Below are 17,438 nucleotides of genomic sequence, written 5' to 3' on the forward strand. Positions count from 1 at the left end.
TACGCTTGAGTTGCGGCTGGGTAATGTGGTGATTCCCAATAGTTTGCAATGGAATGCACATGAATGATCACGCACATGGCGACGCCCCAACGCCCAATGTCCTGATACGTAACGAACTGAAGGCCGCGGTGGAGACCGCACTACCGCAAACCCCCGCTCAGTTTGGCGAGTCCTTGATCAAGGAGAAGTGGGGGGCCGACATTGATCCGCAGACGGCCCTGCTGGTAACGCTCGACTACAACTACCATGGGCATCCTCCTGAGAGCGGTGTCCACCAGGGGCAGGTGGGGAGTTCTCGCTCCCTGATCCAGGCGCTGCTTGGCAATTATCAGACGGTGGGTGATGGGCGCTTCGGCGAAACCGCGTTTGGGCTGTACACACCGCCCGACATCGGGCCGTCGGTGCGCATTGTCGAAAAGGTCGATGAGTTTGCCTATGTGGGCAACGGCAATCACGACACCTATGAAGGCATTTACCGCGCCACGGTTCCGCAATCCTATGGCCCGCACACGCAAATCAATCTGCGGCCTGCCGATTTCAAGCAGTGGGTCTGGGGGTTGTTTCTTCCCCGTCGATACCAGACTTATCTTGATCAGGCCTGGCCGTCGGACGCAGTCATTGCTGTTCCCGGTTCTTATGCCTTGAGGACATCGGTCAAGGCGGCTTTCGTCATGGCGGCCCGGCTGCAATATCAAGAACGGTGTCTGTCCCGAAAGGGGCTGGAACTCGCCATGCAAGCCGCCGGGTTGCCCGCCGCGCAGACCTGGGAAACGCTGACAATCAAGCAGTTGCAGGCGCCGACAAGAATGCCCCCCGGCGTCGAGGCGAGTCGGTTGAAACTGTACCGTTATACGGCGACAGATATCTGGTGTTTTCGAGCGCGATCAGGCTCCAGGGTGCTGCTGTACATCCCCGGAAATTCTTCACCGCTGCACGAATTCACCGATAGCCGGCAGTTGCGTCAGTGGATCGTGGCGCAGGGCCGGGTGGCTGATACGAAACAGGCACTGGCGGCTCACTTTTCTGAAGAGGATCGCGAGGACGGCACCTTTCATGCGGGTGTACTGACCGCGCTGGAGGGCATGGCGATTTATCCCAAAATGCACAGGCTGACGAAGAGTGCCGGGTTCTTCAATAATGATGGCCATTGGGATCCGGATGACTACATCGACTTTGATCGCTCACCCGGCGCATCCGACCCTTTTGCGCAGTTGGTGCGTTCCATGAAGCAGGCCGCCCAGGACAGCGTCAAGACTATCCGCGACGATGCCCAGGTCAACCGTGACAATCTGAGCGCTTTCGTCGAGCCGATCGTGCAATGGATCAACCAGTTCGGGCCGCTGGCGTTGTTTGTGCCCGGAGGTGAGGGATTGTTGGTGCTGGCCGGGCTAATTGACGCCGGTTACGGTCTGCATGAGGCCATTGAGGGGAAAACGGCCAGTGAGCGTTCTGAAGGCGTGACGCGAACCGTGTTCGGCTTGCTCAATGCACTGCCGCTGGCTGGGGCTGTCGCTTCGTTAAAAGGCGAAGGCGCCGAGGCCGCCGCGCTGGCCAGGGCCGAACACGGGGTCGAGGAGCCCGCTGTGCGGCTCGATGGTACGTCGGTGGGCGCTCCACCCGTTCATGTCGCCCCCGTGGAGTCGGGGGCGCAGATGCCGACCCGTCTGAGCCTGCTGCGAGGGATCGGCGCCCCGGTGGATTCCTTCAGCGACGAAGTGCTGGCGCAAATCGGCAAGGTCAGCGCTGTTGATGACGATCTGCTGCGAATGATGCAGACCGGTCGTCGACCCACTCCTGTGTTGGCCGACACTATCAGCCGCTTCAAAATCGATCAGGACGTCGTGGAGGTCATCGACAAAACGCAGGCTGACGGAAGCGAGGCGTTGCAGGCCCGGCGAGTGGAGTTGTTCAACGCTCGCTATCAGGCGCTCCAACACTCGGAGCATGAATGGGTTCGATTGTTTCAACAGCAATATCCCGGCCTGCCGAAAAGTGCGGTGGAGCAGATGCTTGATCGCTGTGGCGTAGAGTTCACGGCGACGCCGGATGCGAGCCAGGTCAAGGGAGTCTTCAGACAACTGGACAGCAAGGCCCGCCAGTACCAGCAGCATGTGAGGCTTACCCGAGCTTACGAAGGCCTTTATCTGCGGTCGGTGGCCCATTCCGGTTCGGACACGCTGGCCTTGCATTCGCTGAAAAACCTGCCCGGCTGGCCGAAAGGCCTGCGAATCGAGGTGCTCGACGGCTCGCTGCAAGGTCGGGTGCTGGATCGTTGCGGCTCGCTTGATGCGGCTGATTGTCGACGCTTGATCAAAATCGGCGACCACTATCAATACGTCGATGTGCCCGCCCAAGCCATCGCGCGCACGGATTTTTACGGGGCCATCATCGGTGTGTTGTCCGCGGACGAGCGGGTGGCGCTGCAGTTACAGTCGCTGAACCCGGCCAGCGAACTGAAGCTCAAACTCCGCGACCGGGCACTGTCACGCGCCGAGTTCGCCTTGGGCCTGGGCAGAATGGACGGGGGGCTGCCTTTCGAAATGCAGGGTTTGAGGGGCGGCGGTTTTCCGACGACTCCGCAGGCCGCAGCGTTGACCCATCAGACGATGAGGCTGCAAGTGAGGGAACTCTATCCCGAATTCAGCAACGCGCAGGCCGATGAATGGCTGCAACATGCCGGAGCAAGCGCTCAGTCACACCTTGATGGTCTGAAGCAACAGTTCGAGCAATTGAGTACGGATTTGACCAGTTGGATTGACCGGACCCTACTGGATCTCGATGACATGGACATCGACTTTCTGGCCGCTGGCGACGAGGACGCCGTGGGCATGACTCATGCGCAAATCGCGGAGCATAACGTCGCGCAGGTGCAGTACACGATGGAGTTCGAGCGCGAGACCCGGATAGACCTGGCTGACGAGCTGGTCTCAATCTGGCAAAAGTGCCCGCCGCAGGCCAATCGCCTCTATTCCGGCGAAGCGTTAGTGGGATACAAACTGGATCTGGAGTTCGAGGACTACCACCGCTTGCCGGTCATGAACGTCAAGTTCAACGACGTGATTGAGCTGTCGATGCGCGGATTGCACCTGACGGAACGTGAGAGCTTGAACGGGTTTCTTGAATCTTTCCCCAACCTGCGCGTATTGAGTCTGGAGAAAGTCGATCTGCGACTGCCTGATGCCATGGAGGTATTGGAGAGCGTTCTACCGCCGGCGATCCCGCGAATGAGCCATCTCACAACGCTGAATCTGAAAGCCGCGTTTCTCAAATTCAGGGAGGACACGGCGTCTCAACTGTGTGACTTGATCAACTTGCAATCACTGGACTTGAGTGAAAACCCCCTGAGTGTTTCGCCTGTGTTGTTAGGGATGGACAAACTGCGGGAGGTGAATTTGAGGAAAACAGAGATCCGTTCGTGCCCGATCGGGATTCGGGATGAGCCCTACCTGACGTTGCTGGACCTGCGTGACAACCGAATAACCCGGGTTCCGCCGGCGGTATTGAGCCAGGCCATTGCCCGGGATCGGGTAAAGCTCTGGGGCAATCCGCTGACGGACGAAGACACGCTGCTACGCCTGATCAGGCATCGACAGCGCACCGGGATCAACCTTTGGTTGAGCGCGCCAGGAGCCGATTATGGCAATCCGGTTGCGTGGTTGCAGGAGGGTGACGAAGCACTGCGGCAAGCCAGGCGAACGATCTGGCAGCAATTGGCGGTCAAGCCGTCAGGCAGTCGATTCCTGAGGCTCATTGATGGGCTCAGCCTGACGGCGGACTTTCAGGTCGATTATCTGGCGTTGCAAGCGAGGGTCTGGCGACTGTTGAGCGAGGCGCAGGCATCGGACGAGTTGTGGAACTGGCTGATCTGGGTGGTCGAGGGCACAGAGGTCGATGCTGAAAATCCGTTGGAGATGTTCATGTCGCTGGAGGATCGGGCCAGGCTTTATCGCGATTGGGTGGCGATGGGGCGGCCATTTCCGGTGATCGCCGAGCAGGCCTAGAGGATGGCCTTGAACCCCGCAAAGGGTTCAAGGCCTGGACATCAACGGCGACGGAACAGCGGCAGCGGCTCGTCGGTGGCGGCCTGATACGTCACCGAGAAATCCTGGAGACTTTCCAGGGCTTCGTACGGGTCTTTATCGGCGCGCAATGCAAAGGCATCGAAACCGCAGCGATGCATGTAGAACAGTTGGTCGCGCAGTACATCGCCGATCGCCCGCAGTTCGCCTTTGAAACCATAACGGTCTCGCAGCAAGCGAGCATTGGAGTAATTGCGTCCATCGGTGAACGCCGGGAAGTTCAAGGCGATGACCTGGAACTGATCGACGTCATCTCCGATTTCTTCGGCTTCTTCATCGGCGTCCAGCCACACGCCCAGGCCGCCATCGCGAGCCTTGAGCATACGGCTGTGTTCGCGCCACAGTTGCAGCGGGACGATAAGGTCGTCGCAATTGCTGATCTCGTCGATGTTGAAGTCCTTCGGCAGCAGGTGCCAGGTTTCGTCGACGACTTCGTTGTTCTTAATTATTCGCTGCATAGACGCGCTCCTTGAAGAGGTCGATGCCGATACGCTGATAGGTGTCGATGAAGCGCTCGTCTTCGGTACGTTGTTCGATGTACACGTCGATCAGCTTCTCGATCACGTCAGGCATGGCTTCCTGTGCGAAAGACGGGCCGAGGATCTTGCCCAGGCTCGCATCGCGACTGGCGCTGCCACCCAGGGATACCTGGTAGAACTCTTCGCCTTTCTTGTCCACCCCGAGGATGCCGATGTGGCCGACGTGGTGGTGACCACAGGCGTTCATGCAGCCAGAGATGTTCAGGTCCAGTTCGCCGATATCGAACAGGTAATCCAGGTCTTCGAAGCGACGCTGGATCGACTCGGCGATCGGGATCGACTTGGCGTTGGCCAGGGAGCAGAAGTCGCCGCCCGGGCAGCAGATGATGTCGGTCAGCAAGCCGATGTTCGGCGTGGCGAAGCCCTGCTCGCGTAACTCGCCCCACATCGCGAACAACTGACTTTGTTCAACGTCGGCCAGAATGATGTTCTGCTCGTGAGACGTGCGCAGCTGACCGAAGCTGTAACGGTCGGCCAGGTCGGCCACGGCGTCGAGCTGCTTGTCGGTGATGTCGCCCGGTGCAACACCGGTCGGCTTCAGGGAGAGGGTCACGGCGACATAACCTGGCTTCTTGTGAGCCAGGGTATTGCGGGTGCGCCAGCGGGCGAAGCCTGGGTGCTGTTTGTCGAGTTCGGCCAGTTCGGCAGTCTGGTTGTCCAGAGCCTTGTATTCGGGATCGACGAAGTGTTTGGCCACGCGATGCACTTCGGCCTCGGTCAACGTGGTCTGGCCACCGCGAAGGTGTTCCATTTCCGCGTCGACTTTTTGCGCGAACACTTCAGGCGTCAGGGCCTTGACCAGAATCTTGATCCGCGCCTTGTACTTGTTGTCGCGACGGCCGTAGCGGTTGTAGACCCGCAGGATGGCGTCGAGGTAGCTCAACAGGTCTTGCCATGGCAGGAACTCGTTGATGAACGCGCCCACCACCGGGGTACGGCCCAGGCCGCCACCGACCAGCACACGGAAGCCCAGTTCGCCTGCGGCGTTGTGCACCGGCTCAAGGCCAATGTCATGGACTTCGATGGCCGCACGGTCAGACGTCGAACCGTTGATGGCGATTTTGAATTTACGCGGCAGGTAGGCGAATTCCGGGTGGAACGTGGTCCACTGACGGACGATTTCGCACCATGGACGCGGGTCGATCAACTCGTCGGCTGCAACACCGGCGAACTGATCGGTGGTGACGTTGCGCAGGCAGTTGCCGCTGGTCTGGATCGCATGCATCTGCACGGTCGCCAGCTCAGCCAGGATGTCCGGGATGTCTTCCAGGGCCGGCCAGTTGAACTGCACGTTCTGCCGGGTACTGATGTGGGCGTAGCCCTTGTCATAGTCGCGGGCAATCTTGGCCATCATTCGCGTCTGGCGCGAAGTCAGTTGGCCATAAGGCACCGCCACCCGCAGCATCGGCGCGAAGCGCTGGATATAAAGGCCATTTTGCAGGCGCAGGGGGCGGAATTCTTCTTCGCTCAGCTCGCCTGCCAGATAGCGTCGGGTCTGATCACGGAACTGCTTGACGCGGTCCTCGATGATCCGCTGATCGTACTCGTCGTATACGTACATATAAGTCCTGTTCTCAGGCTTGGGCCGGTCGGATCCAGTTGCGTTTTTCGCTTGCTGAAGTCTCCGATACTGCCTCGGCAATTCTGCGCGCACGGCCGCGCACTCCCAACGGAGCGGAGGCAAGATACCAGTTTGCAGTTATGCGCAAAAGTGATGTTTGAGTATATGTAAAGAACCAAAACGACTAATGAAACACATGGGAGTAAAACCCACATTTGTGGTGCGGGCAATCATCGTCTTAACTGTGCTCGAGTCTTTATGCAATCACCGATAAAACCGACAAGAGGCGATGCAATGAGCAACCCCACCAAAGCAAGGAAAAGCGATAGCACGGTCGATGCCTGGGCGATTTTGTTCCTGATCATCCTGGTCGTGGGCACAGCGGTGTTCTGGGTCAGCCATCAATAAACGACCCCGTCCGGGCCGGTGCCGACGATTGTCGGACAAAAAACGGAATAAGCGCCGTTTCAAGGAACTTCGCTGGCTATAATGCGCGGCGGATTTTCGGGGGCTCGGACGTTAATGTTGAAGTATCTCTGTGGTGTAGTGCTGACGCTTGGCATGGGGGCGTGTGCCCAGGCGGCGTCGGTGTTGTTCCTCAATCCCGGGACCACCCAAGAGACGTTCTGGGTCAGTTACTCGCAGTTCATGCAGGCCGCGGCCAAGGACCTGGGCATGGATTTGCACATCCAGTATTCCGAGCGAAACGCTGAAACAACCCTCAAGCAGGCCCGCGAAGCTCTGCAAGGGCCGAATCGACCAGATTATCTGGTGTTCGTCAACGAACTGTACGTCGCCCCCGAAATCCTGCGCCTGGCTCAGGGCAGCGGCGTGAAGCTGTTTTTGGTCAACAACGGCCTGACCGCTGACCAGATGCGCCTGCTCGGCGCCCAGCCGGACAAGTATCCCGACTGGTTGGGCAGCCTGGTGCCCAACAATGAGGAGGGTGGCTACCTGATGCTCAAGGAGCTGATTCGCCTGCATCGCCCAATCGCACCCGGTGAAGTCATTGACCTCGTGGCCTTTTCCGGCCTGAAGATCACCCCAGCCGCGCAACAGCGTGAGAAGGGCATGATGCGGGCATTGGCCGAACACCCTGAAGTGCGGTTGCGCCAGTTGGTCTATGGCGGCTGGAACCGCAAGCGCGCCTATGAACAGGCCAGGTTATTGTTCAAGCGTTATCCGCAAACGTCGCTGGTCTGGTCGGCCAACGATGAAATGGCCTTTGGCGCCATGCAGGCCTACGCCGAAACGGGTGGTCAACCCGGCAAGGACGTGCTGTTCAGCGCCGTCAACAATTCACCGGCCGCGTTGCAGGCGCTGCTGGAGGGGCGGTTGAGCGTGCTGCTGGGCGGGCACTTCACCCTGGGTGGTTGGGCCCTGGTGCAACTGCATGACTACGAGCAGGGGGTGGATGTCAGCCAGTACGGCGGGCGCGACCGGCAGATCCCGCTGTTGCAGCTGATCGCTCACGCACAAGCCAAGCGATTGCTGGCGTTGAATGCCACTCAGGATTACGGCGTGGATTTTCAAAAGCTCTCGGCCAAGGGGCGACCGACGTCGTATCGCTACCCGTTCAGCTTGCAAACCCTGATGCACTGAGCTCGGTCAAATCCCGGCCAGGAGCAGCACCAGTTTCACGATGGCAAACAGCGTCAACGCGAATACTGCCGTGAACAGGATCCCCAGAATCACGAAATGACTCGGCTTGCCGTGGGTGAAATCCCGGGCCCGATTCTTCCCGCTCTGCACCCCGAACGCCGCCGCCATGACGCTGTGCAGCATCTGCCAAAAGGTTGGTGGTTTGTTGTTTGGATCGTCCATAAATCCCCCGTCATCAATGCATGAGAGGTAAGCATAGACAATACACCCGAAACCTGGAGCGAGGCTTGCCCACGAAGAACGATGACGCGACTTTCCCGTGAGACCGCATCATCGTTCTTCGCGGGCAAGCCTCGCTCCTACGAAGGCAAAAGCAAAAGCAAAAGCAGGCCTAGGGTTAGTTGTCGTAACCCAGGTTAGGCGCCAGCCAGCGCTCGGTCACGCTCAATTCCTGACCTTTGCGCGAGGTGTAGCTCTGCACCTGATCCTTGTCGATCTTGCCCACGGCGAAGTATTGCGCCTGCGGGTGCGCGAAGTACCAGCCGCTGACCGCTGCCGCCGGGAACATGGCGTAGTGCTCGGTGAGGAACACGCCGCTGCGGCCGGCCTTGAGTTCTTCCGCTTCCGGGTCCAGCAGTTTGAACAGCGTGGCTTTCTCGGTGTGATCCGGGCACGCCGGGTAGCCCGGAGCAGGGCGGATGCCGGTGTATTGCTCTTTGATCAACGCCTCGTTGTCCAGCGTTTCGTCTTTGGCGTAGCCCCAGTAGTCTTTACGCACCTGCTGGTGTAGCCACTCGGCACAGGCCTCGGCCAGGCGGTCGGCCAGGGCCTTGACCATGATCGAGTTGTAGTCGTCGCCCGCATCCTGATAGGCCTTGGCCACTTCTTCGGCGCCGATGCCGGCGGTGGTGATAAAGCCACCCACGTAGTCGGTCACGCCACTGTCCTTGGGCGCAACGAAGTCGGCCAGGGAGAAGTTCGGCTTGCCGTCGGTCTTGATGATCTGCTGGCGCAAGTGGTGCAGCTTGGCCAATGGCTTGCCGTCATCGCCGTAGACTTCGATGTCATCGTCGCGCACCTGATTGGCTGGCCAGAAGCCGAATACCGCACGGGCGCTGATGAGTTTTTCGTCGATCAGTTTGGCAAGCATTTCCTGGGCATCGGCGTACAACGCGGTGGCGGCTTCACCGACCACTTCGTCTTGCAGGATGCGCGGGAATTTACCGGCCAGATCCCAAGAGATGAAAAACGGCGTCCAGTCTATGTATTCGGCCAGAACTTTAAGGTCGATATTGTCCAGCACCTTGGCGCCGGTGAACGTCGGTTTGACCGGTTCGTAGCTACCCCAGTCGAACTGCGGTTTCTTGGCGATGGCCACCGGGTAGCTCAGGCGTTCGGTACGGGCGCTGCGGTTGGCAGTGCGCTCGCGAACGTCGATGTATTCCAGGCGAGTCTTCTCGACGAAACCGGCCTTCAGTTCCTTGGACAGCAACTGCGTCGCCACGCCCACGGCGCGGGAGGCATCGGTGACGTAGATCACCGCGTCGTTGCTGTACTTGGGCTCGATCTTCACCGCCGTGTGCGCCTTGGAAGTGGTCGCGCCACCGATCATCAACGGCAGATGGAAGTCCTGACGTTGCATCTCGCGGGCCACGTGAACCATTTCGTCCAGCGAAGGCGTGATCAAACCGGACAGGCCGATGATGTCGCATTTCTGTTCTTTGGCGACTTGCAGGATCTTCTCCGCCGGCACCATCACACCGAGGTCGACGATGTCGTAGCCGTTACAACCCAGCACCACGCCGACGATGTTTTTGCCGATGTCGTGCACATCGCCCTTGACCGTGGCCATGAGGATCTTGCCCTTGGCTTCCGGCTTGTCGCCTTTTTCCAGTTCGATGAACGGGATCAAGTGGGCCACGGCCTGTTTCATCACGCGGGCGGACTTCACCACCTGCGGCAGGAACATTTTGCCGGCGCCGAACAGGTCGCCGACGATGTTCATACCCGCCATCAATGGGCCTTCGATCACTTCGATCGGGCGCGAGAACGACAGGCGCGACTCTTCGGTGTCTTCCACGATATGTGTGGTGATGCCCTTGACCAGCGCATGTTCCAGACGCTTGTTGACGTCCCAGTTACGCCACTCTTCGGTCTCGGCTTCCTTGACGCTGCCGTCGCCCTTGTACTTGTCGGCGATGGCGAGGAGGGCGTCGGTGCCTTCCGGGGTGCGGTTGAGGATCACGTCTTCGACGGCGTCGCGCAGCTCGGCTGGAATCTGATCGTAGATCTCCAGTTGGCCGGCGTTGACGATGCCCATGGTCAGGCCATTACGGATCGCATACAGCAGGAACACCGAGTGAATCGCCTCGCGCACCGGGTTGTTGCCACGGAACGAGAACGACACGTTCGACACGCCGCCGGAGGTCAGGGCGTACGGCAGTTCGTCGCGGATGTAGGCGCAGGCGTTGATGAAGTCCACAGCGTAGTTGTTGTGTTCTTCGATACCGGTGGCCACGGCGAAGATGTTCGGGTCGAAGATGATGTCTTCCGGCGGGAAGCCGACGTCGTTGACCAGAATGTCGTAGGAGCGTTTGCAGATTTCTTTCTTGCGCGCTTCGGTGTCGGCCTGGCCGGCTTCATCGAAGGCCATCACCACCACGGCGGCGCCATAGCGCTTGCACAGTTTGGCGTGATGAATGAACTGCTCGACGCCTTCCTTCATGCTGATGGAGTTGACGATGCCCTTGCCCTGGATGCACTTGAGGCCGGCTTCGATCACTTCCCACTTGGAGGAGTCGATCATGATCGGCACGCGGGAGATGTCCGGTTCACCGGCAATCAGATTGAGGAAGGTCACCATGGCCTTCTTCGAATCGAGCATCCCTTCGTCCATGTTGATGTCGATCACCTGGGCGCCGGCTTCGACCTGTTGCAGGGCGACTTCCAGGGCTTCGGTGTAGTTGTCTTCACGGATCAGCCGGGCGAATTTGGCGGAACCGGTAATGTTGGTGCGCTCGCCGACGTTGACGAACAGCGAGCTGCGATCGATGGTGAACGGTTCCAGGCCCGACAGGCGGCAGGCCTTGGGAATGTCCGGGATTTCACGCGGCGCATAACCGGCCACCGCTTTGGCGATGGCTTCGATGTGGCCCGGCGTGGTGCCGCAGCAGCCGCCGACGATGTTCAGGAAGCCGCTTTGGGCGAACTCTTCGATGACCTTGGCGGTTTGCGCTGGCAGTTCGTCGTACTCGCCGAATTCGTTCGGCAGGCCGGCGTTCGGGTGCGCCGACACGTAGGTGCTGGCCTTGTTCGACAGTTCTTCCAGGTATGGGCGCAGTTCACTGGCGCCCAGGGCGCAGTTCAGGCCGACGGAGATCGGCTTGGCGTGGGCCACGGAGTTCCAGAATGCTTCGGTGGTCTGGCCGGAGAGGGTGCGGCCAGAGGCGTCGGTGATGGTGCCGGAGATCATGATCGGCAACTCGACGCCCAACTCTTCGTAAACACCCTGCACAGCGAAAATCGCGGCTTTGGCGTTGAGGGTGTCGAAAATGGTTTCGATCAGGATCAGGTCGGCGCCGCCTTCGATCAGGCCTTTGGTGGCCTCGGTGTAGTTTTCCACCAGCTCATCGAAGGTCACGTTGCGGTAGCCGGGGTTGTTCACGTCAGGTGACAGCGAGCAGGTACGGCTGGTCGGGCCGAGCACGCCGGCGACAAAACGCGGCTTGTCCGGGGTTTCCAGGGTCTTGGCGTCCGCCACCTTGCGCGCCAGGCGTGCGCCTTCTACGTTGAGTTCGTATGCCAGGCCCTGCATGCCGTAGTCGGCCTGGGACACTTGGGTGGCGTTGAAGGTGTTGGTTTCCAGAATGTCGGCGCCGGCATCCAGGTAGGCTTTTTCAATAGCACCAATCACGTCCGGGCGCGTCAGCACCAACAGGTCGTTGTTGCCTTTCACGTCGCTCGGCCAGTCGGCGAAGCGTTTGCCACGGTAATCCTGCTCCTCGAGCTTGTAGCTCTGGATCATCGTCCCCATGCCGCCATCGAGAATCAGGATGCGCTCTTTGAGGGCGTGCTTGAGAGCTTGAAGGCGAACGCTGCGATCGGACATTTGGACTACTCGGTAAGGCCATGACGAAGGCCCGGGATGATAACAAACCTGTGCGCTTTTGGAGCATGTGCGGGTTTTGCATGAATATCGTTCATGTTGGTACGAGGGTCAGGCCGGTAGAATCGCGGCGTTTTCTCATGATCAGGACCAGGGATATGTCGTATCGCGTCGTCACCAGCCTATTGATGCTGTTTTTAAGCGGGGGCGCCGCTGCACAAGCTCCGGATATTTCCTACGTCCGCGACATTCAACCGATCTTCACCGAAAAGTGCGTGGCCTGCCATGCCTGCTACGACTCCGCCTGTCAGCTCAATCTGGGCAGTGGCGAAGGGGCGGTTCGAGGCGCGACGAAGGTGCCTGTCTATGACGGCGAGCGTAGCCAGGCCGCAGCGCCGACCCGGCTGTTTTATGACGCCTTCGGCAAGCGTGCCTGGCAGCAAAAGGGCTTTTATTCGGTGCTTGACGCCCAGGGCAGCCAGGCGGCGCTGATGGCGCGCATGCTCGAGCTGGGCCACAAAACGCCGTTGCAACCTAACGCCAAGTTGCCGGAAGACATCGTCCTGGGCCTGAACCGGGAAAACATGTGCGCCATGCCGGCGGAGTTTGACGGTTATGCCAGCTCCCACCCGAAAGAAGGCATGCCGTTGGCGGTCACCGGCCTGACCGATCAGCAATACCAGACGTTGCAACGCTGGCTGGCCTCCGGCGCGCCGATTGATGAACAGGGCCTGGTGCCCAGCACCAAGGAAGCCTTGCAGGTGGTGCAGTGGGAAAATTTGCTCAACGCGCCAGGCGCCCGGGAGAGTCTGGTGGGGCGCTGGTTGTTCGAGCACTGGTTCCTGGCGCACCTCTATTTCAAGGACGGCGAGCCGGGGCATTTCTTTCAGTGGGTACGTTCGCGCACGCCAACCGGGCAGCCGATCGATCTGATCAACACTCGCCGTCCGAATGACGATCCGGGCACTCAGGTTTACTACCGTTTATGGCCGGTGCAAGGCGTGATCGTGCACAAGACCCACATCACCTATCCGCTGAGCGCGGCGAAGATGGCGCGGATCAAAAGCCTGTTTTACAGCGGCAATTGGCAGGTCAATGCGCTGCCGGGTTACGGGCCGGAGCGACGGGCCAATCCGTTCACGACCTTTGAGGCCATCCCGGCTCAGGCGCGCTACCAGTTCATGCTCGATAACGCCGAGTACTTCGTGCGTACCTTTATTCGTGGCCCGGTCTGCCGGGGCCAGATCGCCACCGACGTGATCCGCGACAACTTCTGGGCGCTGTTCCAGGCCCCCGAGCATGACCTTTACATCACCGACCCGAATTATCGCGGCCAGGCCACGCCGTTGCTGGCGATGCCGGGGCAGAACGATGACGTCGGCAGTGTTCTGAGCCTGTGGCACGACTACCGCGACAAACGCAACGAATATGAAGCCTTGCGCCGGGACAACTACGCCGATTTACCGGCACCGAGCTGGTCGACCCTGTGGGCCGGCAATGACAACGCACTGCTGAGCATCTTCCGGCATTTCGACAGCGCCTCGGTGAACAAAGGCCTGATCGGTGACGTGCCGCAAACCATTTGGCTGTTCGATTACCCGCTGCTGGAACGCACGTATTACCAGTTGGCGGTCAACTTCGATGTATTCGGCAACGTATCCCATCAGGCCCAGACCCGACTGTACTTCGACCTGATTCGCAACGGTGCCGAGCAGAATTTCTTGCGCTTGATGCCGGCCGACTCACGGGATGGCTACCTCGACGATTGGTATCAGAACGGCGGCAAGTTCAAGATGTGGCTGGATTATGAGTACATCGATAACGACAAGCCGACGGCGCTGACGCTGGACGAAAAGGACCCGAAACGCGATTTTGCCCTGCAATTGCTGGCCCGGTACGGCGACCTCAATGCCAAGCCCGACCCGATCAACCGTTGCGATGGTGCCTACTGCTCGCGGCCGAACATCGATCTGGCGTTGCAGAACGCCGAACAGGCCTTGAGCCGCCTGACTTCACGTCCGGCTGCGGGGCTGAAGGTCATCGATCAGTTGCCAGAAGCCACGATGTTGCGCATCGAGACCCAAAGCGGCAAACGCGAGGTCTACAGCCTGCTGCGCAACCGCGCCCACAGCAACGTGGCGTTCCTGCTCGGTGAGTCGCTGCGCTATCAGCCAGGGCTCGATACGTTGACGATCTATCCGGGTGTTCTCAGCAGTTATCCGAACTTCATGTTCAACATCCCGGCCGGGCAAGTACCCGCGTTCGTCGACGCGATGGAAAATGCCAGGGACGCCGCCAGTTTCGAGAAAATCGTCGAACGCTGGGGCATTCGCCGCAGTCATCCGCAGTTCTGGCAGTATTTCCATGATCTGAGCCGCTACATCCACGACACCGACCCGGTGGAAGAGGGCGTGCTGGATATGAACCGCTACGAGAATCTTTGATTGAGGGCCTGAACACGCACCGCCGAACCCTGACCGAACCCTTGTAGGAGCGGTGATCAGAGGATCATCGACAGGCGCATCTTTCCCGACAAAAATACTAGGACTTTGTCCGGCGCGATGATTGGCGTAAACTGCGTCCAAGCCTGCGAGGAGTTTCCATGACCGCTATTACCATTACCGACGCCGCCCACGATTACCTGGCTGATCTGCTCTCCAAGCAGAACACTCCGGGTATCGGCATCCGCGTCTTTATCACCCAGCCTGGCACCCAGTACGCCGAAACCTGCATTGCCTACTGCAAGCCGGGCGAAGAAAAACCTGAAGACACGGCGCTGGGGCTCAAAAGTTTCACCGCTTACATCGACTCGTTCAGCGAAGCGTTTCTGGACGATGCGGTAGTCGACTACGCCACCGACCGCATGGGTGGCCAGCTGACCATCAAGGCGCCAAACGCCAAAGTACCGATGGTCAACGCTGACAGCCCGGTCAACGAGCGCATCAACTACTACCTGCAAACCGAAATCAACCCGGGGCTGGCCAGCCACGGCGGTCAGGTCAGCCTGATCGATGTGGTCGAAGACGGTATCGCCGTGCTGAAATTCGGCGGCGGTTGCCAAGGCTGCGGCCAGGCAGACGTTACCCTGCGCGAAGGCATCGAGCGCACCTTGCTCGAGCGCATCCCCGAGCTCAAGGGCGTTCGTGACGTGACCGACCACACGCAGAAAGAAAACGCCTACTACTAAGGTGTTCGCTGCAAACATAAAAAAACGGTGCCCGTGAGCACCGTTTTTTTTGATCGTTCCCACGCTCTGCGTGGGAATGCAGCCCGGGGCGCTCCGCGTCTCAAGAGCGGACGCAGAGCGTCCATTGAGGCATCCCACGCAGAGCGTGGGAACGATCATCTCAGGGTCTGTAGAGGTGCGCATGCCCCGCGCGATACAGCGACGACTCACTGAAGTGATCGCTACCCAACACCCGACCCACCAGAATCAGCGCCGTGCGGCGAAATCCCTTGGCTTGAACCTTCCCGGCAATATCCGCCAGCGTCCCCACTACCCAATCCTGATCCGGCCAGGTCGCCCGATGAATCACCGCGATCGGGCAATCGGCGCCGTAGTGCGGTAGCAATTCGGCAAGGATCTTCTCCAGATGATTGACCCCGAGGTGGATTGCCATGGTCGCCCCATGCTGCGCCAGGCTACCGAGCTCTTCACCGGCCGGCATCGCGGTCTTGTCGGCGTAGCGGGTCAGAATCACGCTCTGTGACACGTCCGGCAGGGTCAGTTCAGCACCCAACAGGGCCGCGCAGGCGGCGGTGGCGGTGACGCCGGGAATGATTTCGAAAGGGATGTCGAGTTCACGCAAGTAGCGAATCTGCTCGCCAATCGCCCCGTACAGGCTCGGATCGCCGGAATGCACCCGGGCCACGTCCTGGCCGTTGGCATGGGCGGTCTTGATCAGCTCGATGATCTGTTCCAGGTGCAATTCGGCGCTGTTGACCACCTGTTCGGCCCGGTGACCCTCCAGCACAGCGGCAGGGACCAGGGAGCCTGCATAGATGATGACCGGGCAGCTACGAATCAGCCGCTGGCCTTTGACGGTGATCAGTTCCGGGTCGCCGGGGCCTGCGCCAATGAAGTAGACGGTCATCGTCGTTTCCTGTCAGAAAAAGGGCATGGGCACACTTCAGATGAAGATTGCTCATGATCGAAGGCGGGGATTATCGGGGATTTTACGCGGCGCTGGCCAATGCAAGGGTGGCCTGGGCGTATTTTTGTCGTGGAATCAGCAACTTTGCCGGTGCCTGAGCAAGTTGTTCGGCCAGTGCCAGCGCGGCACTTTCCGCTACGCCGTAACAGCCGGTGCGCTCGAACGCGATGTCCGAGTGGTGGCTGAGTTGCGGTTCATAACCGGCCAATTGTTCGCTGCTGAAGTACATCAGCGGCAATGCCAGTTGCTCAGCCAGTTCGATCAGGGCGGGTTCTTCGCGCTTGAGGTCGATACTGGCCAAGGCCTTGATCTCACGAAGCTCGATTTGATGGGCCTGTAACGCCTGATCAAGCAGCGCCCGCAGCGTGCTGACGGGGCAGCCGCGCTGGCAGCCCAGGCCGACCACCAGGGTCGGCACTGCGCTGATGTCAGTCATGCGGAGTATTGACCATCGCTTTTGCGGCGGAACAACCAGGCGCTGATCAGGCCCAGGGCCAGCCAGAACGCCATGTTGGTCAGCTGCGAAGCGATTTTGAATTGCGCTTCCAGGGCTTGCGGCGCCAGCATCGAATGGACTTCCGGTTGCGGCGCGCCAATGACGTGCGGAACGGCCAGAATCGCTACACCGAGGATCTTCATCAGCCAGTGGCGGCTGAACACGATCAGCGCGATGCCGACAGCGGTGGACGCGGCAGTGCCAATCCACCAGATCTGCCGTTGCGCCAGGTCCGCTGCGGCTGTGCCTGGCAGTTCAGGTGGCAGGCCGAGGGTGGGCGCCAGCACGAATGTCGCATAACCGGCCAGACCCCAGAGCAGGCCCTGAGAGGTACGGCGTGGAGCGCGCAAGGTGTAGAGGCCCGCAAGCATCAGGGCGAAACCGACCGCGACCACCAGGTTGCCGCCGGTGGTCGACAGCACGCGCTGCCAGCCGTCTTCCGGCTCCCAGGCTTCGGCATCGTGGGTGTGAGCGGCGACTGCACCAGCAGCGTGCTCGTGGACTTCAACGGCGGCCGGCTCGGATTTTTCGTAGGTCTCGGCCTGCAAAATCAGCGGGGCGACCCAGAAGCTTTGCAGCAGGGTCAACAGCAGGGCGGCCAGCAGCCCGGTGAAACCTGCGGTTTGCGCAATACGCTTGCTCATGTCAGCAGGTCTCAATGGCACGGAAAGGCAGAGCTGTGACGGGTATCGTGCGCGGCGTTGTGTACCGCTTCGATGTGCGAGAAACCGGCGAAATACACAAGGCTGGCGCCAAGGATCGACGCACAAAAAGCGGCGGTCAGGCGTTGGCTCAGGGTTGTGGTGGTGCTGATCGTGATCTTTTTATCGGTGTTGCTGCCGGTGCTGCTGATGATCGACATGGCGCTTCCCTCTGGTCTGTCAGCGGGTGAATAGAGCGCA

Annotated in this window: 12 protein-coding genes; 4 read left to right on the forward strand and 8 right to left on the reverse strand. The window is 59.9% G+C overall.

Going from position 1 to position 17,438, the window contains the following annotated elements; translation table 11 throughout:
* Positions 1-59 precede the first annotated feature (59 nt).
* Positions 60-4,001: a dermonecrotic toxin domain-containing protein gene (locus MMG91_RS05945; protein ID WP_310659040.1), complete on the forward strand. Its 3,942-nt coding sequence runs from the start codon at positions 60-62 to the stop codon at positions 3,999-4,001.
* A gap of 41 nt (positions 4,002-4,042) precedes the next feature.
* On the opposite strand, the gene MMG91_RS05950 is transcribed toward MMG91_RS05945, so the two are convergent.
* Positions 4,043-4,537 carry a DUF934 domain-containing protein gene (locus tag MMG91_RS05950; protein WP_305445825.1) on the reverse strand — a complete coding sequence of 165 codons (495 nt, stop codon included), beginning with the start codon at positions 4,535-4,537 and terminating at the stop codon, positions 4,043-4,045.
* The gene (locus MMG91_RS05955) at positions 4,521-6,179 is read right to left on the reverse strand and encodes a nitrite/sulfite reductase (RefSeq protein WP_305445824.1); all 1,659 of its coding nucleotides are present in this window, start codon (positions 6,177-6,179) and stop codon (positions 4,521-4,523) included. Before MMG91_RS05955 ends, MMG91_RS05950 begins: the two co-directional genes overlap by 17 nt.
* Before the next feature lie 522 nt (positions 6,180-6,701).
* Here MMG91_RS05955 and MMG91_RS05960 point away from each other — a divergent pair.
* Positions 6,702-7,781, forward strand: a complete 1,080-nt coding sequence (locus tag MMG91_RS05960) for an ABC transporter substrate-binding protein (RefSeq protein ID WP_310659041.1) — start codon at positions 6,702-6,704, stop codon at positions 7,779-7,781.
* Positions 7,782-7,787: 6 nt separating this feature from the next.
* On the opposite strand, the gene MMG91_RS05965 is transcribed toward MMG91_RS05960, so the two are convergent.
* A complete protein-coding gene (locus tag MMG91_RS05965) occupies positions 7,788-8,003 on the reverse strand; it encodes a DUF2970 domain-containing protein (RefSeq protein ID WP_310659042.1) in 216 nt (71 codons plus the stop codon).
* A gap of 175 nt (positions 8,004-8,178) precedes the next feature.
* Positions 8,179-11,889, reverse strand: a complete 3,711-nt coding sequence (gene metH, locus MMG91_RS05970) for a methionine synthase (protein ID WP_223485206.1) — start codon at positions 11,887-11,889, stop codon at positions 8,179-8,181.
* A gap of 155 nt (positions 11,890-12,044) precedes the next feature.
* Between metH and MMG91_RS05975 the strand changes: the two genes are divergently transcribed.
* Together MMG91_RS05975 and nfuA are read left to right on the forward strand one after the other, a co-directional pair.
* Positions 12,045-14,330, forward strand: coding sequence for a fatty acid cis/trans isomerase (locus MMG91_RS05975; RefSeq protein ID WP_310659043.1), 2,286 nt, complete (start codon positions 12,045-12,047; stop codon positions 14,328-14,330).
* A gap of 158 nt (positions 14,331-14,488) precedes the next feature.
* Positions 14,489-15,073, forward strand: coding sequence for a Fe-S biogenesis protein NfuA (gene nfuA / locus MMG91_RS05980; protein ID WP_007898222.1), 585 nt, complete (start codon positions 14,489-14,491; stop codon positions 15,071-15,073).
* Positions 15,074-15,233: 160 nt separating this feature from the next.
* On the opposite strand, the gene cobM is transcribed toward nfuA, so the two are convergent.
* The 4 genes from cobM to MMG91_RS06000 all read right to left on the reverse strand — a co-directional run bounded on the left by cobM (position 15,234) and on the right by MMG91_RS06000 (position 17,398).
* A complete protein-coding gene (gene cobM / locus MMG91_RS05985) occupies positions 15,234-15,980 on the reverse strand; it encodes a precorrin-4 C(11)-methyltransferase (protein WP_305445821.1) in 747 nt (248 codons plus the stop codon).
* An 82-nt stretch (positions 15,981-16,062) separates the two neighbouring features.
* Positions 16,063-16,476, reverse strand: a complete 414-nt coding sequence (locus MMG91_RS05990) for a cobalamin biosynthesis protein (protein WP_305445820.1) — start codon at positions 16,474-16,476, stop codon at positions 16,063-16,065.
* Positions 16,473-17,180 (reverse strand): CbtA family protein, encoded by a 708-nt coding sequence (locus tag MMG91_RS05995; RefSeq protein WP_310659044.1) that lies wholly within the window; start codon positions 17,178-17,180, stop codon positions 16,473-16,475. The genes MMG91_RS05990 and MMG91_RS05995 overlap by 4 nt, the downstream gene beginning before the upstream one ends.
* Before the next feature lie 11 nt (positions 17,181-17,191).
* Entirely contained in the window at positions 17,192-17,398 is a 207-nt protein-coding gene (locus MMG91_RS06000) for a CbtB domain-containing protein (RefSeq protein ID WP_305445818.1), read from the reverse strand.
* Between the last annotated feature and the right edge of the window lie 40 nt (positions 17,399-17,438).

The sequence above is a fragment of the Pseudomonas sp. JL3 genome (assembly GCF_031570575.1).
Lineage (GTDB): Bacteria > Pseudomonadota > Gammaproteobacteria > Pseudomonadales > Pseudomonadaceae > Aquipseudomonas > Aquipseudomonas cucumis.